This window comes from Vreelandella sp. V005 (genome assembly GCF_052645115.1).
Map to the genome: position 1 here is coordinate 466,897 of NZ_JBQXYA010000003.1, position 19,332 is coordinate 486,228.

Sequence of the window (19,332 nt, forward strand, 5' to 3'; positions counted from 1 at the left end):
TGATTTACGTTAACGTAAAGGAGAATAACAACAATGACCGTCATGACTGCCGAACAAATCGAGCACTTCCTGGATGAGGTGTTCCCCCAGCGCATGGGAAAAGTTGAATGCGTGGGTGAGATGAGCGCCACCATGCGCCTAACGATTGGCCACGAACACCTGCGCCCTGGCCCTCGGGTTTCTGGCCCTACCATGATGGGGTTTGCCGATGTAGCGCTGTACGTCGCTATTTTGGCCCAGATCGGCCCTGAAGCGATGGCCGTCACCAGCGACCTTAACTGCCACTTCCTGCGCGCTGCCTCCGGCGACCACGACATTATCGCCCACGCCAAACTGATCAAGCTCGGCCGTCGCCTAGCCGTGGGCGAGGTTCAGATCTTCTCAGCCAGCGATGACCTACGCCCCGTGGTGCATGTTACCGCCAGCTATGCGCTACCGGCGAAAGCTTAAGCCTTCAGGGTATCTGCTCATCAACTTATAAATAGCCAACTAAGCGAGGGTCACTTATTAGTAACTTTTATATCAACATATAAGCAAAAACGAATAGTGAAAAATTGTTAACTAACTACTCAATAAACAAAAATACCATTAACCTTACAGAGGAAGTGCTAACTATAAAAAAACGTTGTTTATAGTTAGCAAAACGCCATAAATTTATTTTAAATAATGCTAATAGCAGAGTGCCCTCCTCCCCCATCCTTTCCGATGCAAAGCAAGGAAAATATAAGAATGCCAGACGCCTCATTCTCAAAACATATTGCGCGTACCGACAGACTCATGTGGTGGCCGCTAGGGTTCATCGCTCTTTTTTGCCTAGTCATAAGCATTTTCAGTCAAACGCTTCTGTTGGTCACCGTGGCGGCAGTTGTTACTCTGCCTTTGACTTATATCCTTCAGTATAAACTCCCCGGCCACATTGCTAACGGGTTCCTCAAAGCCGCAGTGATGATGATTTGGTCCGCCGTACTGATCGAACAGAGCGGCGGCATGATCGAAGCGCACTTCAGCATCTTTATTTTGTTATCCGTTCTTCTCCTTTATAGCGATTGGCGGGTTATTGCGTTTGGTGGCTTGATCATCGCTCTTCACCATGCACTCTTTACCTGGCTTCAGTATCAGGGGCTAGTTCAGCTATATGTGAGTATGGGCGATATTAATGCCATGGAAGAGGGGGCAATCACCCATGGCCCTGTAGATTTACTCTATTGCCTACTCATGCACGGCGGAGCCGTCGTTGTTCAAGTGGTTATTCTTGGTTACTTAGCCAAAGTGTTGGAAAGCATGGTGCAAGAGGGCCTTCATGTCACTCGCTTTGCCATTGCTGCTGGTGACGGTAACTTAGCCATCCTCTTCAGCAAAAAAGAGCAGCAGTTGCCTGCGGTATCAGCCATCGTACACATGCGCGACCAGGTAGCTGATAGCTTGCGTAAAACACAGACAGCGGCAAGCCATGTTATGAATTACAGCCAACAACTCTTTGTTGCTCAAGAGCAACTACGCACGCAAACGGCCCGTAATAGTAGCCAAACCGAGCGCATATCCACTAGCACGACGGAGCTCGCTGCCACGACGAGGGAAACCGCCAGAGAGGCTCAATACATCCGTCAACTGGCCAACGATGCTGAGAAAATTGCTCGAGAAAACGGTGATCAGGTCGAGGAGATGGGTAAAATGATGCACCTGCTTGATAAGCACTCCAAAGCAATCCATCAGATGCTTGGCGAAATTGATAACATCACCTTTCAAACCAATCTTCTCGCCCTGAACGCGTCCGTTGAAGCGGCGAGAGCCGGTGAACATGGCCGAGGCTTCGCCGTCGTTGCTAACGAAGTGCGTAACTTGTCAAAAAATACCCAAACAACGGCCTCTCAGATCCGCCAAACTATTGCAGCCACCACCGACCAGGTTTTACTGGGCGTACAACAAACCTCAACCATTGCTGAAACTACCCGATCACTCATTCAAAGTTTCGAGCAGGTCGCAATGCGCTTAAACAATTCGGAAAGCGCGATCAGCCAGCAACATCAAGGGGTTGAAGAACTCGAGCAGAGCGTTAACGAAATTTACAATGCCCTTGAACTTTCACGTGCGGCGGTAGAAGATTCACACAGCATGGCAGAGCAGCTATCGGTCACCGCTGATGAGATGATGAACGCCGTGAGTGGCTTCACACTCCCGCTCTCTTCGCCTCGCCGCGAGAAGTCATTGCTGATTGCATCCCCTCGGTTTGACGCCTTAATCGGCACTTAACATCGCTCAACGCCCAGCTTCACGAAAAGCGCATTAATTAAGGCGTCAGTTTCTCTCTCTGGCGTCAAGCAGCAGGCGTAGCCTCAGGAAGCTGGTCAATGAACCGATCAAGTGTCATCGGATACTCACGAACCCGAACACTGGTGGCATTGTAGATTGCGTTGGCGATCGCCGCCGCTACGCCACAGATACCCAGCTCACCAACCCCTTTTGCTTTTAATGGCGATGAAGCAGCATCGGTGGTATCCAAAAAGATCACCTCCTGCTCGGGTATATCCGCATGCACCGCCACTTCGTAGCCTGCTAGGTCATGGTTGACGAAGAAGCCACGCCCGGTATCCACGCTCATGCCCTCGGTCAAGGCGGCACCAATGCCCATGGTCATACCACCAAGCACCTGACTACGCGCCGTGATGGGATTGAGGATACGCCCAACATCGCATACGGCCAGCATACGCCGCACGCGGGTTTCGCCGGTATAGGCGTGCACGGCCACCTCCACAAAGTGCGCAGCGAAGGTCCCCATCTCTAGCTTGTCTTTAAAGTCGCCAAAGTTGATCGAATCTTCAGCCACTAGCTCTTCGCCATCGGCCAGCTCGGACAGCGCCAGGTCTATCTGATCGGCGACAACGCGGCCATTTTCAAAGCGCGCCTCGTCAACGTTCAGGTGCTTAGTAATCTGCGCTTGAAGCGCCACACAGGCGGCGTAAACGCCAGCGGTGGCGCTTGTGGCACCAAACTGGCCGCCCGAACCGGATGAAGTCGGGTAGGCGCTATTGCCAAGTCGCACCTCTACGTCCTGCATCTCCATTCCCATGGTTTCTGCCGCTGTCTGGGTCAGGATGGTGTAGGAACCAGTGCCGATATCGGTCATGTCGGTTTCCACGACCAGCCGCCCGTTCTGCAAGCGCACCCGCGCACCCGAGGTCAGGGTGGGCGCGCCGCGATAGGCACCGGCCATACCGTGGCCAATCAGCCACTGGCCTTCACGCCGACTACCCGGCTTAACGTTACGTTCGGCCCAGCCGAAGGTGTCGGCGCCCTTACGCAGACACTCCACAAAGTGGCGATCACTGAAAGGCTTCGATGGGTCCTCCGGATTGACCTGCGTGTCGTTGAGAACCCGAAACTCCACCGGGTCCATGCCGAGTTTCTCCGCCATCTCGTCCATGGCGATCTCGAGCACCGCCAGCCCCGAGGCTTCGCCGGGCGCGCGCATGTCCGCCGATTCGGGAAGCCCCATATCGATAGGCTGGTGCGCCACGCGACGATTTTCACCCGCGTAGAAACAGCGGGTCTGGTTGACCGCATCTTCGCCGCTGCCACCAGGAAGCGTATGGGAAACGGCGGCATGGTCGAAGGCGGTGATTTTGCCATCTGACCCCGCCGCGATGCGCAAGCGCTGAATGGTGCCGGAGCGGTGGGTGGCGTTGTTGAAGATCATTGGACGCGGCAGAGCCACCTTGACTGGCCGACCGGTCTCGCGCGAACCAAGTGCTGCCAGTACCGCATCGGCGCGCAGCCACAGCTTGCCGCCAAAGCCGCCACCCACGTAAGGGCTTTCCAGGCGGATTCTATCGGCGTCGATATCAAAAGTGGTAGCGAGCGCCTGGCGCGTCCACTCGATCATCTGGTTTGAGGTCCATACCGTCATTTGACCGCCATCCGACCAGTCGACGATGGAGGCGTGGGGCTCCATCATGGCATGGCTTTGCGAGGCGGTGCGGTAGGTTTCATTCAGCGTGACCGGCGCGGCGTCAAACGCCGCATCCACATCGCCGACGTTGGATACCGGCTCACCGGTGTTCTGCAGGCGTGCCCAGGCATCTTCAAGATCAAACACCCCCGGCGCTTCTTCATAGCGCACGTCAATCAGGGACGCGGCACCACGCGCCTGCTCCAGTGTATCGGCGACCACTACGGCAATGGCCTGATGGTAGTGCTCAACATTAGCACCGCCAAACAGGTGGGCCACGTTGCTGTCGGCACGCGCCAGCGGCTCAAACTCGACGGTCGTGATCACTGCCGCCACACCTGGGGCAGCGCGAGCCGCCGAGGCATCCATATGGACAATCTTGCCCCGAGCAATGCCCGCACCCACGGGGTAGCCCACCAACTGGTTGGCCACTACGTCATGGCGCTCGTAGGCATAGGGCGCGCGGCCGGTTACTTTGAGCAGACCGTCGATTCGCAAATGCGGCTTGCCGATAATACGGGCACGGTCGAACAGGTTATCTTCCGTTGATTGATTAAAATCCATGGGTCACTCCTGAGCCAGCAGCGCGGCGAGCGTTCGCTCTGCCAGGGTAAGCTTGTAGGCGTTCTCTTGGGTTGGACGGGCGCCGTCCAACAAACGCGCCATAACAGCGGATGCGCCCTGCGGCAACGCCGCGTCGGCGTCATCACGGCGCCAGGGCTTGGGTGCCACACCGCCCAAGGCAACGCGCCCCGTTCCATCAGGGGCTTGAATCAGCGCAACGGATACCAGGGCAAAGGCGTAAGAGGCCCGGTCGCGCACTTTATAGTAGGCGTGGCGGCCCTCGACAGGCGGCGGCAGCAGCACGGCGGTGATCATCTCGCCTGCTTGCAGCGCGCTTTCCACCTCCGGGGTATCACCGGGCAGTTGATAGAATTCATCCAGCGTCAGGCGGCGTGTTTCACCCGATGACGTCATGGTTTCCACTTCGGCATCCAGCACGCGCAGGGCAACGGCCATATCAGAAGGGTGTGTGGCGATACATGCATCGGAGGTGCCGATAATGCCCAACTGCCTTGTGGTGGCGCCTTCGCTCAACGCCCCACAGCCTGCGCCTGGGGAGCGCTTGTTACAGGGCATAGCGGTATCGTAGAAGTAGGCGCAGCGTGTGCGCTGAAGCAGGTTGCCGCCAGTGGTCGCTTTATTACGCAGTTGACCTGAGGCACCCGACACCAGCGCTCGGCTCAATACCGCATAATCCTTAAGAACGCGGGCATCTGCCGAGAGTGCGGCATTGCTCACCAGCGCGCCAATGCGCAGGCCGCCCTCATCCGTCGGGGTAATATCATCAAGGCCGGTTCCCGATACATCAATCAAGTGCTCGGGGATTTCGATCTCGTGCTTCATTAAGTCCAGCAGGTTAGTACCGCCTGCAATAAACTTGGCACCCGGTACTTCCGCCGCACGCACTGCCGCCTGAGCCGGGTCGCTTACGCGTTCATAGGAAAAGGCTTTCATGAGCGCGCCTCCGCCACTTGGTTAATGGCCTTGAGAATGTTGGCGTAGGCGCCGCAGCGGCAGATATTACCCGACATCCGCTCGCGAATCTCAGCGTCGGTGAGCTCAATAGGCGCACTTAGATCCTGGGTTACATGGCTTGGAAACCCCGCCCGAATCTCCTCCAGCACCGCTTTGGCTGAGCAAATTTGGCCCGGCGTGCAGTAGCCGCACTGGAATGCGTCATTTTCGACAAAGGCTTGCTGCATCGGATCAAGGTGGTCAACCTCACCCATCCCTTCGACAGTCAAAATATCATCGCCGTCATGCATCACCGCCAGTGTCAGACAGGCATTGATACGCGTGCCATTCACAAACACCGTGCAGGCGCCACACTGGCCATGATCACAGCCTTTTTTAGAGCCGGTTAATGCTAAGTGTTCACGCAGGGTATCCAGCAGCGTTGTACGGTTATCCAGTTCTAGCTGATGCTGTTGCCCATTGACCACGAAAGTGACCGTCGAGCGCTCACTGTTCGCTGATCGCGCCTCAGCGCCTAAATCTCCACTACGCAAAGCGTCATGCTGGGTACCAAAATGATTAGGTGGGTTCATAAATAGGTGCCTTCCATGCTCATTGTCGTCACTTAATGAATGTCCTAACGACTTCAGCATAGTCATAATTGGCGTACCTTACTTGACGCTTGACCATCAGCTGCTTAAAAAGCATTTGTACTCCAACCTTGATAAGCTGCTGAACAACGTTTGAGATGACTGATTCAGCCAAGACAAGCAATGATGCCGTTTGCTAACCATGGTGATAGCGCTTAATGACCATTAACCACGTTGTGGCCTTGGTGATGGCCGCAGGCTATTCGCGGCGCTTCGGTAAGCAAGACAAACGCTGTGCCCTACTCGCCGATGGGCGGCCATTACTCACCGCCTCGGTCGCCCAGGCACAGTTGGTTTTCCCCCAACTGCGGGTAGTGATCCGTGACGAGGACGACCCCGCTTCGTTAGGCCTGACGGCCGACATACCACTCATTCGTGTTCATCAGGCACACCGCGGCCTGGGCGCCAGCTTGGCAGAGGCGATGGCGTTACTTGCCCGTGATTCCCAGCTTGAGAGCGCCATTGCCGTCGCGATCTTATTAGGTGATATGCCCTGCCTTCAGCGAGAGACGCTAAGAGCGTTAACGCAGCAGGCTACCCACGATACGATCTTGCGGCCAAGCCATGCCGGGCAGCCCGGTCACCCGGTAATTTTTGGCCGAGCGTTTTGGCCCGAGCTGGCAACCTTGAGCGGTAATGTAGGTGCTAAAGGATTGATTCACCGCCACGCCGCGCATTACCGCACGCATGAAGTGCAGGACGCGGGCACGCTGATGGATATCGACGCGCCCGAAGACATAGCGCATCAAGGCAGGTAGTCAAAAAAGAGTGACGTCGCTTGGCGCATCTGTACTGCTTTTAGCGCCTTAACGTTTAAATAACCCCTTGATTAAGGGATCGATCGTTTAACGGTCATTATAAAGTAGTGTATGCATGCCACTGCCACATAGCGATTTTTAATGATGCTACCCAACCTTTTACTAGATCCACAGGCGCTGAGTGCTTTGCAAGGAAAGCACGATGCTCTCCTGGTGATTTTATCCTGGCTAGTTGCCCTGGCCGCGTCTTACGCAAGCCTGGAAATTATTCGTTTGGTCGGTAGCACCTCGTCTTCGCTATGGCGCAGTACATGGCTCACCGCTGGCGCCAGCGTGATGGGTGCTGGCGTCTGGAGCATGCATTTTGTCGGCATGCACGCTTACCGGCTAGATTTCCATGTCAGCCATGACCACCTGCTCACGCTGCTTTCTATATTGCCCGCCACTTTAGGCAGCTTGGCCGCCATGACGCTGCTATGTCGTGAAAAATTACCTCATCGCTCCATGGTAGTGGCAGGCTCGAGTTTAGGCGTAGGCATTGGCGTGATGCACTATAGCGGCATGGCCGCGATGCGCATGCCTGCCACCCTTTACTACGCGCTGGATCTGTTTCTTGCCTCGCTAGTGGTGGCCATTGGTCTCGGTATTTTAAGCGCTTACGCCTACCGCCTTTGCCGCCGAGAAAATGGCACGGCACACTACCAACGCTACGCCTTTCTCGCTGCGCTGTGTATCTCGCTAGCCGTTAGCGGTATGCACTATGTTGCGATGCTGGCCGCTTGGTTCGTGCCCATGGAAACGACTGCCGCCCACGGTCATATGGAAGCCTCCCACTGGCTGATTTATGTGATCAGCGGGGCCGCGGTCTTTGCGGCGCTACTTACCTTACTGGCGATTAAAATTCAGCGCCGCCTGCAGGACAGCGAGCGCCACGGCTATATGACCCAACGGCGGCTGCTGGAAGTGATTGCCGCCCTGCAGGATGGTGTCGTGCTGTTTGATGACGGCGCGCGCATTCGGCTATGTAATAGCGCCTTCGAGCAATTAACGGGAATGACCCAAGACCAATTGATTGATTCGGATATTACCCAGGTGCCTTACGCCAAAGATAGCCAGACGCTCACCCCCGCCATTCAAAAAGCGCTGATGTCCCAGGGGGAATGGAGCGGCATGGTAACGGCGCTGCGCGCCAATGGTGACGAGTATCCTGCATGGCTCAGTATCAGCCGCGTGCACTATGCCCATAGTAAAGACAGGGATTACGTGGCCCTGCTCAGCGACCGCACCGACGAACAAAACGCGCAGCAGCGGATTCGCTACCTGGCTTACCACGACATGCTCACCGGCTTACCCAATCGGCTAGCTCTTCAGGAGCACTTAACCGCCCAGCTCCAACCCACTCGTCAGATAAGTCGCTACACGTTTTTAGCTCTTTTGGACATCAATCGCTTCAAGGTGCTGAACGACAGCATGGGGCAGGATATCGGCGACGAGCTCTTACGGCAGTTGGGCAGCCGCCTACAGCAACCGTCAGGCGAACTGGTTTACGCTGCTCGCTTGGATGGCAATGAGTTTGCGCTTTGCAACACGCTTACCGCCACCGACCAAGCGGCAGCAGAGCAGCAGGCGCATCAGCATATCGAAGGCGTACTGGCTTCTCTGGTGGATGATTACCAGCTCTACGGTCACACCTACCCCTGCAAAATCAATGCGGGCATGCTGATCTTTTGCCCTCGCGATATCGACAATGTAGGGCAGCTCTTCAAGCGCGCCGGGCTAGCGCTTCTGGAAGCCAAGCGCCAGCGGGACGGTCAACCAAAGCGTTTCTGCATAGCGCTAGAGCAGAAGCTCGAAGAGGATATAACGCTGGAGCGCGAGCTGCGTCTAGCGATTGATAACGGCGCACTCAGTCTCAACCTTCAGGCGCAGGTGGATGCGCAGCATGAGGCCATCGGCGCAGAAGCCCTGCTGCGCTGGCACCACCCGCAGCAAGGCATGATTTCACCGGGGCGCTTCATTCCCATCGCCGAACAAACCGGGCTTATTCTGCCCCTGGGTGCCTGGGTATTAAAGGAGGGCTGCCGACTGCTCGGTGAGTGGCAGCACGACCCGAGCCTGAGGGGTTTAAAGCTCTCGCTCAACGTCAGCGTGCGCCAGTTTCAGCAGCCCGATTTTGTCGAGCAGGTCACCGCCACGCTGCAAGCTACCAGCGCCCCGCCTGAATGCTTGACGCTGGAACTCACCGAATCGCTGCTGATGAGCGACCCGGAGGGCACCATCGAGAAGATGCTGCGCCTTCGCCAACTTGGCATCCGCTTTGCGCTGGATGATTTTGGCACCGGTTACTCATCGCTGGCGTATCTTAAATCGCTGCCGCTGGACACGCTCAAGATCGACATTGCCTTCGTGAAGGATTTGACCCTGGATATGCAGACAACGCCGATTGCCGCCACCATTATCGCGCTGGCAGAGAGCTTGGGATTAGACGTGATTGCCGAGGGTGTGGAAACCGCCGACCAGTGTACGGTGCTGGCTCGCCTAGGGTGCCATGTGTACCAAGGCTACTTCTTCGGCAAGCCAACGCCAGCGGCAGAGTTTACACGGCTAAACCGCGCCTCCTCGTTTACAGCGTCATAAACGGCTGGGCGTCTTGATCACTGAACGTGTAAACGTGGTAGGGCTCGCTCTGGGGCCCCGGCATGCCCGGTGTGCCAATCGGCATACCGGCTAAGCCAATGCCATCCACCTCCGGCTGCTGCTCAAACAGCGCCTCGAGCGCTTCCATCGGTACGTGCCCTTCGATCCAGTAGTTGCCTATCTCGATGGTGTGGCAGGAGCCCATGCCATAAGGCACGCCCGCCTGCTGCTTAATATCACCCAGCTCGACGTCATCGATAATTGTCACCTCGACCCCCAGCGCTTCCAGATGGCGGGCGTACTCATCGCAGCAGCCGCACTGAGGATTCTTATACAGCGTGGCCTCATCCGGCAGCGCCGCTTGGGCCGTTGTGGCGCCTAACATTAGTGCACCGGATACCAGCAGTGCCGTGACGTTACGTTTCATATTGACCTCCAACAACGTTTACCTTCATCAAAGCGTTCACTCACCAAAGCTTATCACCTACGGGTTACCCGCAGGTCAAGCCCATCACGACACCATCAGCTCTGTTGTTTGACCTATGGGCGGCACCGGGTTCTATGCTAAAGGACGGACGTTGATAATGAGGCGACAAGGAGGCTGATCATGGCAGCAACGACCTCTCACACCGCACAGGTGTACCGGATGAAAACCGCCGCGCACATGTGCCCGTTTGGCTTGAAGACCGTCAGCCTGCTCAAACGCAAAGGCTACGCGGTGGACGACCACACCCTCACTTCCCGTGAGGAGATCGACGCGTTCAAGGAGCAGGAAAACGTCGATACCACGCCGCAGGTATATATCGACGGGGAGCGGATCGGCGGCTACGAAGAATTGCGCGAACACCTGGGGATGAGCGTTCCCAATGCCAAAGAGACCACCTACCGCCCGGTGCTGGCCATTTTTGCTGTTGCGCTGCTGATTGGCTTGGCGGTGAGCTGGGCGGCCCAGGGCACGCTGTTCACGGCGCGTATGCCAGAGTACGCCGTTGCGACCGCGATGGTGCTGCTGGGCCTACAAAAACTGCAGGATATCGAAAGCTTTAGCACCATGTTTCTCAACTATGACCTGCTCGCCCAGCGCTATGTGCCCTACAGCTATGTGTACCCCTACGCCGAGACTGCCGCCGGGCTTTTAATGCTGGCCGGCACGCTGATTTGGGTGGCGGCACCGCTGGCGCTGTTCGTCGGCACTGTAGGCGCGGTATCGGTCTTCAAAGCGGTTTACATCGATAAGCGCGAACTCAAGTGCGCCTGCGTGGGCGGTAATAGCAACGTACCGCTAGGCTTTGTTTCGCTCACTGAAAACCTGGTGATGATCGGCATGGGCCTGTGGATGCCGCTGCGCATGCTGCTGGGCTAACTGGCGTGGCATTAAGAGCGGCTGAGCAGCGCCGTGACGCCCAGGGAAAGCCAACCAGCCATCAGTAGCAGCCCGCCAATCGGCGTCACGATGCCCACGTTCAACCCGGCCAGCGCCATCAGGTAGAGCGAACCGGCAAAGGCCAGCATGCCTAACGCCCACAGTGCCAGCACAATCTGCTGGCCGGGGTGCGGGCGGTGGCTGCGCCAGGCGAGCACCGCCAGCATGGCGAGGGTATGCCATGCTTGGTAGCGCACGCCGGTTTCCACGATATCTACCACGGCGGCGCTGGTGCGTGCCGCTAACCCGTGGGCGGCGTAAGCCCCCAGCATTACCATCACTGCGCCCGACAGCGCCGCCACACACCACCACAGCTTGTCGATTCGCTGCACGTTCTGCTCCTTTTTCACCCATGTGGGCGGCGAATCGCCGCGCCGTTAATCATTGAGTTATTCACGCCGTTGCATACCTTGCACGGGTCGAAACCGCTACAATAGAGGTCGTTTTGCCTCATCCACAGGGAAGCTTACTGTTTATGTCTACCCCCAATGAGTCGATACAGCTTACGCTCAACGGCGAACCCTACGCCATGGCCGCTGGCCTTACCGCTGCTGACTTAGTCGAACAGCTTGGCCTGGGTGGGCGTCGTATCGCTGTCGAAATCAACGAACAGATTGTGCCTAAAAGCCAGCTGGCCGCCACCCCACTGGCCGCCGGCGACCAGATCGAAGTGGTCCACGCTATTGGCGGCGGCTAACCGCTGCCGATGCATTTTCAAGGAATCGCTATGACGAAACTGACTGACACACCGTTCACCATTGCCGGACGTGATTTTAGCTCCCGCCTGTTAGTGGGTACCGGCAAGTACAAAGACTTTATCGAAACCGGTGCTGCCATTGCCCAGAGTGGTGCCGAAATCGTCACTTTTGCCGTGCGCCGCACCAATCTTGGCCAAGATGCTGATGCGCCTAACCTGCTTGATGCCATCTCGCCCAAGCAGTATACCCTGCTGCCCAATACCGCAGGCTGCTACAACGCCAAAGATGCCGTGCGCACCTGCCGCTTGGCCCGCGAGCTGCTGGATGGCCACAACCTGGTAAAGCTGGAAGTGCTCGGCGATGACCACACGCTTTACCCCAATGTGGTCGAAACGCTAAAAGCCGCGGAAACCCTGCTGGCCGATGGTTTTGACGTAATGGTGTACACCAGCGATGACCCGATTGTGGCACGGGAACTGGAAGCCATGGGCTGCTGCGCCATCATGCCGCTAGGCTCACTGATTGGCTCGGGCCACGGCATTCAAAACCCGCACAACGTTCGTTTGATCGTGGAACAGAGCAACGTGCCGGTGCTAGTGGATGCTGGCATCGGCACGGCCTCTGATGCGGCCATGGCCATGGAGCTAGGCTGCGACGGGGTACTGCTCAACAGCGCCATTGCCCACGCCCGCGACCCGCTGCGTATGGCCAACGCCATGAAGCTAGCCGTAGAAGCTGGCCGCGATGCGTTTTTGGCAGGCCGCATGCCGCGCCGCCAAAGCGCCGACCCCTCTTCGCCTTTTGCAGGCCGGATTAACGGCTGATACAGAGACACCATGACCGATACGAACGACACCGCGCTCGAGAGCAACACCACCGGCCCCGAAAGTGACGAGGCGCCGCTGCACCGCCGTGGCATTAAAAGCTATGTGATTCGCGCCGGGCGCATGACCCCAGCCCAAAACCGCGGACTGGAAGACGTGTGGCCGCGCCTTGGGCTGACCATTGCCGATGGTCACCAGGATTTAGATGCCCTGTTCGGCCGCCAGGCTCCACGCGTGGTGGAAATTGGCTTTGGCATGGGTAACTCGCTGATTGAGCAGGCCGAAACCCACCCAGATACCGACTTTATCGGTATCGAAGTGCACGCCCCCGGCGTTGGCAAACTACTTGATGAAGTGGACAAACGCGGCCTGACTAACCTGCGCGTTTACCGCGAAGACGCCCTGGCGGTACTGGAGCAGTGCCTACCCGAAGGCTCGTTGACCACCCTACAGCTTTTCTTCCCCGACCCGTGGCCGAAGAAGAAGCACCACAAGCGACGCATCGTACAGCCTGCGTTTGTCGAGCTGATTCGCACGCGCCTAAAACCCGGCGGCACGTTCCACATGGCCACCGATTGGGCAGCCTACGCCGAGTGGATGGCGGAAGTGATGGAAGCCGCCCGCGGTTACGCCAACACCGCCACGACCGAGACCACGCCTTACGTGCCGCGCCCCACCTTCCGCCCGCTGACCAAGTTTGAAGCCCGCGGTGAAAAGCTCGGCCACGGCGTATGGGATCTGATTTATCGTCGGGAAGGGTAACGCTTATTCTAACGCTGCTGGAGACGCGGGGCAGAGGTATAAAAGGCGTATTAGAAAAAAGAAAGCCGCTCCAAGGGAGCGGCAAAAAGACCGTGACTAGCAATGAGAGGGAGAAACCATGACAGCAAACTGGCGCTGATGCTTAAGTCAACAGCTGTCGTGGTTGCCAGCGTCTCATCAAACGCTGACAATCACACTATAATCATTCTCATTTACCTCGTCAATACAAATACGAATATTTTTTATTTACCGGCGCCCTAGGCGTTGGTTAACTTACCAATCGTAGCCAGAACGGCAGAGTCAGCATGGCCAATAGAGTTTGACCGGTAATAATGGCGGCCATCAGTTCAGCATCGCCACCCAACTGGCGAGCTAAAATATAAGCGGAAGTGGCGGTGGGCAGTGCGGCAAAAAGCAGTGCCACATCGCGGCTGACCGGATCCAGTTGCAGCCCCCAGGCCAGCGCCAATACTAAGGCGGGCATAAACAGCAGCTTAACGCTATTGGTGGCCAGCACGCCGCGGTCAATGCGTAATAGCGCCATGGGGCGCAGCGCCACGCCTACGGCTACCAACCCCAGCGGCAACGCTGCGCGCCCCAGTAGTTCGACCGTATCTTGGCTCCAGCCCGGCAAGCCGACACCGGAAAGATTCAGGCCAATGCCCGCCAGGCAGGCCAGGATCAATGGGTTTTTGATCAACGCCATCACGCTTTTACCGACGCTGGCGCCGCCCAGGGTCCCAGCGGCAACGAAACTGGCCACACACATTACATTGACGACCGGCACCATCAGCGCCACAGCAACCGCTGCCGTCGTCGCCCCCAGGCTACCGTGCAGGGCAGCGGCACCCGCCACACCCACATAGGTATTAAAGCGCACCGCCCCTTGAAAAACCGAGGTAAATCCAGCAGGCGTTAGCTGAAGCCAACCGCGTAAACACCAAAGCAGTAAGCCAAACAACGCCATCGCACTCAGTAATACAAAGGCCAAACGGCCTACCGGCACTTGGCTGACATCGGCCGTCGCCAAAGTGCCTACCAGCATGGCAGGGAACAGCACAAAATAGATTATCCGCTCCATTTGTGGCCAAAAGGTATCGCTAGGCCAACGCCAATAACCGAGCACGGCGCCCAATAAAATCAATAAAAACAGAGGACCTAACGCGCCTGTAATACTCTCCATAGCGTTCCCTTTTGCCTGCGACATCCCAGCACAGCGATATCGGCACAATTGCTGTTACCATGGCGTCAACACCCCGCCTCACGGCTTGCGTAGCGATTATTCTGCCATGAAGATGATACCAAAACCTGCACCCCCGGCAGGCTCTCCTGCCTTAAGGGTACTGATACTCGTGACTGGTTTAGCGCTGGCGGCCTGTGCATGGTATGCCTTTGCCCATTGGCTACACCGCGATAGCGATGTGACCTGGTTTCCGCCCGCTGCCAGCTGCAACTTGCATGCTGCTCCGTGTTCCGCCACGTTGGGTGACAAAGGGCGCATCACGTTGAGTGTGCAAGCCAGCGGAAAAATTGATGCATTAGAGATACTACCACTGGAAGTCGACGTTGATGGCGTGACGGCCACGCAAGTGGATGTTGATTTTGTGGGTCGAGACATGGATCTAGGCCTGCACCGCTTTGCGCTGAGTTCCAGCACCCCAGGCCAGTTTAAGGGCCAGGGGCAAGTAGGGATTTGCACCCAAACCGTTATGCCTTGGCGTGCGCGTGTCATACTGGAGACCGCAGAAGGAAAAGTAGGCAGTTGGTTCGATTTTGACGTGATTCGGAGTTAACGCACATGGCACGTAAACCGTTATGGCTGGGCGCTGGGGTAATTGCTTTATTGCTCCTGGTGAGTGGCATCGGCCTCTATCACTACGCGTTCTCCGCCAGCAGTGATGAGCCTGTGGGCGGCCCTGTGGAAATGCCGTCCACCCAGGGGGAGTTTTCATTGTCCCAACTGAATGAGGATCAGATTGCGATTCTTTCGTTTGGCTATACCTATTGCCCCGATATTTGCCCGATGACGCAGTCGGTCAAGCGTCAGGCGTTGGCTCAGCTTTCTGAACAACAGCGTGAGCGCGTGGTGCCGATCATGATCACCGTTGACCCTGCGCGCGATACGGTTGAGCGCATGCAGGAGTATATGAACTTTTTTGGCGAAGAGTTCATCGGTGCAGTGGGCAGTCAGGAGCAGCTTGAGGACGTGGCGTCGCGCTATGGCGTCATATGGAGAAAAGTTGAGGCACCGGATTCAGCCATGGCCTACACCATCGATCACAGCGCCTCGCTTTTTTTAGTCAACCGCGAGGGCGATATTCTGCAGCGCGTGCTCTACTCTCCTACCCCACATGGGCTAGTGTCAGCGCTAAAGAGCGAGCTGGACAGCTAATCGCAGGCCGTTAATGGGTTCACTCTGAAGTGGCTTGTTCCGAAGAAACTGGCTCTGGAGCCGCTTGCAGGCGATCCAACATCGCCATCAACGCATCTATTTGCGTACCGCTACGGGTATCGTGCTGAGGACTGAGCTGCCACGTGCTTTCGGCAAATCCCCACCAGTCCCAACAGCCTTGCGGGTTCGCCATGCTGCTTTCCGCTTGGGGATAAAGCACGATTTGCTGATGCGTTGCCGCCCAAGCATTGAGCCCGGTGTCACGCACAAACGTCTCGCCAATAGCCTCTTCATTCATTTGGCAACCGTGCAACGCCAGCGTGACTGGGCAGCCACCCGCTTCACAGCCTTGCGGTATAAACAAATAGCCCGTGTCGGCTAACCCTTTTACCGCAAATTCCGACTGATCAAACGCGACTAACTCCCCCGCCAGCTCACCGCCCGCTTCAGCGCTTTCGCGCTCGGGGTAAAGCCAGTTCAACATATCACCGGCGATATCTTCATCGCAGGCCAATAAAAAACTGCCGCCTCCCTGACCGCAATCGCCCCAAGTATCAGACGACGTCGACGTGCCATTTGGCAAGCGCACCGGCCAGCCATGGCCAACACCCTCACTGCGTACAACACGCAACTGATCGGGAGAAGCTAACCACTGCTCCCACTGCTCGGCCAGTAGGTCGCCCAGCACAGGCTCAACCACCCCATCGGCTTCACCGTGCCACAAATAAGCCCGAAGCTGGCTGAGGTCTTCTGCACTACCGACCTGCTCAAGCGCCAAGTAACGCTGGTGACGACTCTCCAGCTCCTCTAACGAAGGTTCACCGCGGCGCGTCATCATGCATTGGTTCAGCGCCAAACTCAGCGCCCCCTGGGCACAGCTCCAAGGCCCGGCTGCCAGCACGCCCAGGCCGCTGAACCGTTCGGGCCAAGCGACCGCTAGCTGGGTGGCCATGTAGCCGCCAGACGATACCCCTACCACGCTGGCTTGCTCATTGGCTGCGGCCAACGCGGGTAGCTCATCGGGCTCACTGGCCGTTTCGGCCTGGGTGTCGTCACTTAGCGCTAACAGTGGCGCCCCCAAGCTTATACACATCAGCGCATAAGCAAGCGGGCTTACCCTAAAGGAAGGAGCTGAGAGCATCGCTTATTCGACGCCTAACAGGTCAACGCGGAAAGTCAGTACTTCATTAGGTCCAATCGGGCCTTGGCCATTTTCGCCATAGGCAATATCAGCGGGGATGTACAGCATCCAGCTATCGCCAACGCTCATCATCTGTAGCGCTTCCTGCCAACCTTCGATCACTTGGTTAGTCTGGAAGCTGACGGATTCACCACGCTCAAAGGAGCTATCGAATACAGTGCCATCTAAAAGCATGCCTTCATAGTTCACTTCGACGGTATCTTCCGGGCCAGGCGTCGCACCATCACCCGACTCAAGCACTTCATACTGTAGGCCAGAATCCGTCACGTTAACTTCTTCGCGCTCAGCGTTCTCAGCCAGGAAGGTTTCACCTTCTTCCAGGTTGTTTTGCGCCATCTCTTCCGCTTCTGCTTCCCGCGCTTGCATGGACTGCTCTTGGAACGCCATCAACGCTTCGGTCATCTCTTCTTCAGTAAGCGCTAACTCATTACCCTCGAATACATCGCTCATACCGTCGTTAAACGCGTCTAAGTCGAGGTCTTCGATATCGGCCTGCATGCTTTCACCCAGGGTGACACCCAGGCTATACGCTAAGCGCTGTTCATCCGTTTCGGGGGCTGCTGCTGCAAAAGGGGCAACCAATAGCAAACCTGTCAGAGCCGTTGTAGATAGCAGTTGTTTCATAAAACATCCTTTTTATCGCGGCGCCGAACGCCAATCAGTATCGCTTGAAGACTAACACCCACCGCGCCAGGCTGCATCCCTGGCGCGGTGGGTGTTAATAAGACCATAAAATAGGAGAGAGGTTTAGCGGATTTAAACCACCAAGGTGGGACAGTGTGCCGCGCCAGCCACCCGTTGGGAAACGCTACCCAAGAGAGGATTCTTTTCACCGTTGGTGCCTTGAGCGCCAATCACAATCAGGTCGCACTCACGCTTACGGGCAAAGCGCACAATAATACGCGACGGGCGCCCGCCTTTCACAAAGGCGCGAACACGCGAGTCATCAGCGCCTAGCTCAATGGCGTGTGATTTTGCGTGCACAGCAATCTCGGTGGCGTACTCTTTTAAGGCATCGTCGGGTATATCCAACTGATTAGGCCGTACCATAGAGAGTGACGCTTCTAACAGGCTGTGGTGCTTAAACACACACAGCAGATAAAGCTCGGCGCCCGTTAGCATATGCAGGCCTACCGCCTTCTCCAGCGCCCTCAAGGCGCCTTTTGAGCCATCCACCGGGACTAATATGCGATTAAACATTCGCGTACTCCTTGTGGCTGTTTAGCGGAAGGCAACATCGCGTAGGAACAGCGCAATTTGCGGGAACATAATCAATAGGGCGGCCGCTAAAATCAGCATGAAAATAAACGGCGGTGTCCCTTTGATGACATCCCAGTAAGGGCGTTTGAAAATCGCAATCGCGGTAAAGATATCGCACCCGAAGGGGGGTGTTGCCGAACCGATCGCCACCTGTAGCGTAATCAAGATACCCACCAACACAGGGTCAAGTCCGGTGGCCTCGATCGCCGGGGTAAAGATCGGCGTCAACACTAGGATGACCACAATAGGGTCGACGAACATACAGGCAACGAAAAAAGCGATACAAATAGCGATCAAGACGCCCGTTGGCCCGGCTTCGTTGATACCCACTGCTTCCAGAATCATTTGCGGGATCTGGGCAAAAGAGATAATCCACGAGAACCCGTTACCGACGGCCACCAGAATAAACACGACGGCAGTGATTAAACCGGTGGATTTTGCAATGGCGTAAATATCGTTCATTTTGAGTGAGCGGAACACCACAAACTCAAGCAAGATGGCGTACAGCACACAGGCGGCAGCGGCTTCGGTCGGGCTAAAAATACCGCCATAGATACCGCCTACAATAATCACCGGAAAACCGAGCGGCCATAGCGCTTGCTGAACGGCTTTGGCGCGCTCTTTCCAGCTCGATTTAGGCTCAGTGGGTACATCTTTAACGATGGCGTAGATAATGCAGTAAACAGAAAACATAAACAGGATCATTAATCCCGGTCCAATACCGGCAATAAACAGCTCGCCAATGGAGGTGCCCGAGATAACCCCGTAAATAATCATGCCGATACTGGGCGGAATCAAAAAGGCAATGTCGCTGGCGTTAATTATCAGCGCCAGCGTAAACGAGTCAGAGTAACCCGCTTTAAGCATTTTCGGGCGCAGTGGTGAACCAACAGCGACCACCGTTGCCTGCGTTGACCCCGACACAGCACCAAACAATGTGCACGAGGCTGCAGTACTCACCGCCAAACCACCTTTAATATGGCCAATAAACGACATGACCATTTCAATCAATCGGTTCGCGGACTGGCCACGGGTCATAATATCAGCGGCAAGAATAAACATTGGCACAGCAATCAGTGAGGCGGGACGTATACCAGCCATCATCTGCTGGATCAGCGTATCCATCTGGCCAAAGCCGTTAAACATCATATAGAAGCCGATTATCGCAGCGGTAATCAGCGGAATCATCATTGGAAAGCCCAGCAGCAGCAGGGCAATCATGGTAGTGACCATTATTGTCGTCATAGCTGTTCCCCTAGGGTG

At 56.4% G+C, this 19,332-nt stretch carries 20 protein-coding genes; 10 read left to right on the top strand and 10 right to left on the bottom strand.

Annotated elements, in window-relative coordinates; genetic code table 11:
• Positions 1-33 precede the first annotated feature (33 nt).
• Positions 34-450, top strand: coding sequence for a PaaI family thioesterase (locus ACUN8H_RS10730; RefSeq protein ID WP_445532119.1), 417 nt, complete (start codon positions 34-36; stop codon positions 448-450).
• 216 nt (positions 451-666) lie between these two features.
• Positions 667-2,250 carry a methyl-accepting chemotaxis protein gene (locus tag ACUN8H_RS10735; RefSeq protein ID WP_445532120.1) on the top strand — a complete coding sequence of 528 codons (1,584 nt, stop codon included), beginning with the start codon at positions 667-669 and terminating at the stop codon, positions 2,248-2,250.
• A gap of 64 nt (positions 2,251-2,314) precedes the next feature.
• Here ACUN8H_RS10735 and paoC read toward each other — a convergent pair whose 3' ends face one another.
• The 3 genes from paoC to ACUN8H_RS10750 are packed head-to-tail and all read right to left on the bottom strand — an operon-like array spanning position 2,315 to position 6,057.
• Positions 2,315-4,510, bottom strand: a complete 2,196-nt coding sequence (paoC, locus tag ACUN8H_RS10740; protein ID WP_445532121.1) for an aldehyde oxidoreductase molybdenum-binding subunit PaoC — start codon at positions 4,508-4,510, stop codon at positions 2,315-2,317.
• Positions 4,511-4,513: 3 nt separating this feature from the next.
• Positions 4,514-5,464 carry an FAD binding domain-containing protein gene (locus ACUN8H_RS10745; protein ID WP_445532122.1) on the bottom strand — a complete coding sequence of 317 codons (951 nt, stop codon included), beginning with the start codon at positions 5,462-5,464 and terminating at the stop codon, positions 4,514-4,516.
• Complete coding sequence (locus tag ACUN8H_RS10750; RefSeq protein WP_445532123.1) at positions 5,461-6,057, bottom strand: 2Fe-2S iron-sulfur cluster-binding protein; 597 nt, start codon at positions 6,055-6,057, stop codon at positions 5,461-5,463. Before ACUN8H_RS10750 ends, ACUN8H_RS10745 begins: the two co-directional genes overlap by 4 nt.
• 215 nt (positions 6,058-6,272) lie before the next feature.
• Here ACUN8H_RS10750 and ACUN8H_RS10755 point away from each other — a divergent pair, with 215 nt between their 5' ends.
• On the top strand, positions 6,273-6,872 hold the full coding sequence (locus tag ACUN8H_RS10755) for a nucleotidyltransferase family protein (protein WP_445532124.1): 600 nt from the start codon (positions 6,273-6,275) through the stop codon (positions 6,870-6,872).
• Between the two features lie 141 nt (positions 6,873-7,013).
• Positions 7,014-9,509 (top strand): EAL domain-containing protein, encoded by a 2,496-nt coding sequence (locus ACUN8H_RS10760; RefSeq protein WP_445532125.1) that lies wholly within the window; start codon positions 7,014-7,016, stop codon positions 9,507-9,509.
• Here the strand turns inward: ACUN8H_RS10760 and ACUN8H_RS10765 are convergent.
• Entirely contained in the window at positions 9,496-9,936 is a 441-nt protein-coding gene (locus tag ACUN8H_RS10765; RefSeq protein WP_445532126.1) for a DUF411 domain-containing protein, read from the bottom strand. The genes ACUN8H_RS10760 and ACUN8H_RS10765 overlap by 14 nt on opposite strands.
• 180 nt (positions 9,937-10,116) lie before the next feature.
• On the opposite strand from ACUN8H_RS10765, the gene ACUN8H_RS10770 reads away from it, so the two are divergent.
• Positions 10,117-10,872 carry a glutaredoxin gene (locus ACUN8H_RS10770; protein ID WP_445532127.1) on the top strand — a complete coding sequence of 252 codons (756 nt, stop codon included), beginning with the start codon at positions 10,117-10,119 and terminating at the stop codon, positions 10,870-10,872.
• Between the two features lie 11 nt (positions 10,873-10,883).
• Here ACUN8H_RS10770 and ACUN8H_RS10775 read toward each other — a convergent pair whose 3' ends face one another.
• Complete coding sequence (locus tag ACUN8H_RS10775; RefSeq protein ID WP_445532128.1) at positions 10,884-11,264, bottom strand: DUF423 domain-containing protein; 381 nt, start codon at positions 11,262-11,264, stop codon at positions 10,884-10,886.
• Positions 11,265-11,407: 143 nt separating this feature from the next.
• On the opposite strand from ACUN8H_RS10775, the gene thiS reads away from it, so the two are divergent.
• Genes thiS through trmB form a run of 3 tightly spaced genes read left to right on the top strand, consistent with a single transcriptional unit; the run spans position 11,408 to position 13,216 of the window.
• Entirely contained in the window at positions 11,408-11,629 is a 222-nt protein-coding gene (thiS, locus tag ACUN8H_RS10780; RefSeq protein WP_445532129.1) for a sulfur carrier protein ThiS, read from the top strand.
• A 30-nt stretch (positions 11,630-11,659) separates the two neighbouring features.
• The gene (locus ACUN8H_RS10785; RefSeq protein WP_445532130.1) at positions 11,660-12,454 is read left to right on the top strand and encodes a thiazole synthase; all 795 of its coding nucleotides are present in this window, start codon (positions 11,660-11,662) and stop codon (positions 12,452-12,454) included.
• A gap of 12 nt (positions 12,455-12,466) precedes the next feature.
• The gene (trmB, locus tag ACUN8H_RS10790) at positions 12,467-13,216 is read left to right on the top strand and encodes a tRNA (guanosine(46)-N7)-methyltransferase TrmB (protein WP_445532131.1); all 750 of its coding nucleotides are present in this window, start codon (positions 12,467-12,469) and stop codon (positions 13,214-13,216) included.
• Positions 13,217-13,484: 268 nt separating this feature from the next.
• Here trmB and ACUN8H_RS10795 read toward each other — a convergent pair whose 3' ends face one another.
• A complete protein-coding gene (locus ACUN8H_RS10795) occupies positions 13,485-14,399 on the bottom strand; it encodes an AEC family transporter (RefSeq protein ID WP_445532132.1) in 915 nt (304 codons plus the stop codon).
• Between the two features lie 106 nt (positions 14,400-14,505).
• On the opposite strand from ACUN8H_RS10795, the gene ACUN8H_RS10800 reads away from it, so the two are divergent.
• The gene (locus tag ACUN8H_RS10800) at positions 14,506-15,009 is read left to right on the top strand and encodes a hypothetical protein (protein WP_445532133.1); all 504 of its coding nucleotides are present in this window, start codon (positions 14,506-14,508) and stop codon (positions 15,007-15,009) included.
• Between the two features lie 5 nt (positions 15,010-15,014).
• Positions 15,015-15,608, top strand: coding sequence for an SCO family protein (locus ACUN8H_RS10805; RefSeq protein ID WP_445532134.1), 594 nt, complete (start codon positions 15,015-15,017; stop codon positions 15,606-15,608).
• Between the two features lie 19 nt (positions 15,609-15,627).
• Here the strand turns inward: ACUN8H_RS10805 and ACUN8H_RS10810 are convergent, their stop codons facing one another.
• The 4 genes from ACUN8H_RS10810 to ACUN8H_RS10825 form a co-directional block, all read right to left on the bottom strand.
• Positions 15,628-16,749 (bottom strand): poly(3-hydroxybutyrate) depolymerase, encoded by a 1,122-nt coding sequence (locus ACUN8H_RS10810; RefSeq protein ID WP_445532135.1) that lies wholly within the window; start codon positions 16,747-16,749, stop codon positions 15,628-15,630.
• A gap of 3 nt (positions 16,750-16,752) precedes the next feature.
• Positions 16,753-17,433, bottom strand: coding sequence for an FKBP-type peptidyl-prolyl cis-trans isomerase N-terminal domain-containing protein (locus ACUN8H_RS10815; RefSeq protein ID WP_445532136.1), 681 nt, complete (start codon positions 17,431-17,433; stop codon positions 16,753-16,755).
• Positions 17,434-17,565: 132 nt separating this feature from the next.
• Positions 17,566-18,009: a universal stress protein gene (locus ACUN8H_RS10820; protein ID WP_298967405.1), complete on the bottom strand. Its 444-nt coding sequence runs from the start codon at positions 18,007-18,009 to the stop codon at positions 17,566-17,568.
• Positions 18,010-18,030: 21 nt separating this feature from the next.
• Positions 18,031-19,314 carry a TRAP transporter large permease gene (locus tag ACUN8H_RS10825; protein ID WP_445532137.1) on the bottom strand — a complete coding sequence of 428 codons (1,284 nt, stop codon included), beginning with the start codon at positions 19,312-19,314 and terminating at the stop codon, positions 18,031-18,033.
• Between the last annotated feature and the right edge of the window lie 18 nt (positions 19,315-19,332).

Excerpts from the sequence above, each read along its gene's own strand:
- thiS (WP_445532129.1), top strand. The coding sequence starts at position 11,408 with ATGTCTACCCCCAATGAGTCGATACAGCTTACGCTCAACGGCGAACCC.
- ACUN8H_RS10805 (WP_445532134.1), top strand. The coding sequence starts at position 15,015 with ATGGCACGTAAACCGTTATGGCTGGGCGCTGGGGTAATTGCTTTATTG.
- ACUN8H_RS10760 (WP_445532125.1), top strand. The coding sequence starts at position 7,014 with ATGATGCTACCCAACCTTTTACTAGATCCACAGGCGCTGAGTGCTTTG.
- ACUN8H_RS10800 (WP_445532133.1), top strand. The coding sequence starts at position 14,506 with ATGAAGATGATACCAAAACCTGCACCCCCGGCAGGCTCTCCTGCCTTA.
- ACUN8H_RS10745 (WP_445532122.1), bottom strand. The coding sequence starts at position 5,464 with ATGAAAGCCTTTTCCTATGAACGCGTAAGCGACCCGGCTCAGGCGGCA.
- ACUN8H_RS10825 (WP_445532137.1), bottom strand. The coding sequence starts at position 19,314 with ATGACGACAATAATGGTCACTACCATGATTGCCCTGCTGCTGCTGGGC.
- ACUN8H_RS10795 (WP_445532132.1), bottom strand. The coding sequence starts at position 14,399 with ATGGAGAGTATTACAGGCGCGTTAGGTCCTCTGTTTTTATTGATTTTA.
- trmB (WP_445532131.1), top strand. The coding sequence starts at position 12,467 with ATGACCGATACGAACGACACCGCGCTCGAGAGCAACACCACCGGCCCC.
- ACUN8H_RS10765 (WP_445532126.1), bottom strand. The coding sequence starts at position 9,936 with ATGAAACGTAACGTCACGGCACTGCTGGTATCCGGTGCACTAATGTTA.
- ACUN8H_RS10730 (WP_445532119.1), top strand. The coding sequence starts at position 34 with ATGACCGTCATGACTGCCGAACAAATCGAGCACTTCCTGGATGAGGTG.
- ACUN8H_RS10755 (WP_445532124.1), top strand. The coding sequence starts at position 6,273 with ATGACCATTAACCACGTTGTGGCCTTGGTGATGGCCGCAGGCTATTCG.
- paoC (WP_445532121.1), bottom strand. The coding sequence starts at position 4,510 with ATGGATTTTAATCAATCAACGGAAGATAACCTGTTCGACCGTGCCCGT.
- ACUN8H_RS10770 (WP_445532127.1), top strand. The coding sequence starts at position 10,117 with ATGGCAGCAACGACCTCTCACACCGCACAGGTGTACCGGATGAAAACC.
- ACUN8H_RS10735 (WP_445532120.1), top strand. The coding sequence starts at position 667 with ATGCTAATAGCAGAGTGCCCTCCTCCCCCATCCTTTCCGATGCAAAGC.
- ACUN8H_RS10750 (WP_445532123.1), bottom strand. The coding sequence starts at position 6,057 with ATGAACCCACCTAATCATTTTGGTACCCAGCATGACGCTTTGCGTAGT.
- ACUN8H_RS10810 (WP_445532135.1), bottom strand. The coding sequence starts at position 16,749 with ATGCTCTCAGCTCCTTCCTTTAGGGTAAGCCCGCTTGCTTATGCGCTG.
- ACUN8H_RS10815 (WP_445532136.1), bottom strand. The coding sequence starts at position 17,433 with ATGAAACAACTGCTATCTACAACGGCTCTGACAGGTTTGCTATTGGTT.
- ACUN8H_RS10820 (WP_298967405.1), bottom strand. The coding sequence starts at position 18,009 with ATGTTTAATCGCATATTAGTCCCGGTGGATGGCTCAAAAGGCGCCTTG.
- ACUN8H_RS10785 (WP_445532130.1), top strand. The coding sequence starts at position 11,660 with ATGACGAAACTGACTGACACACCGTTCACCATTGCCGGACGTGATTTT.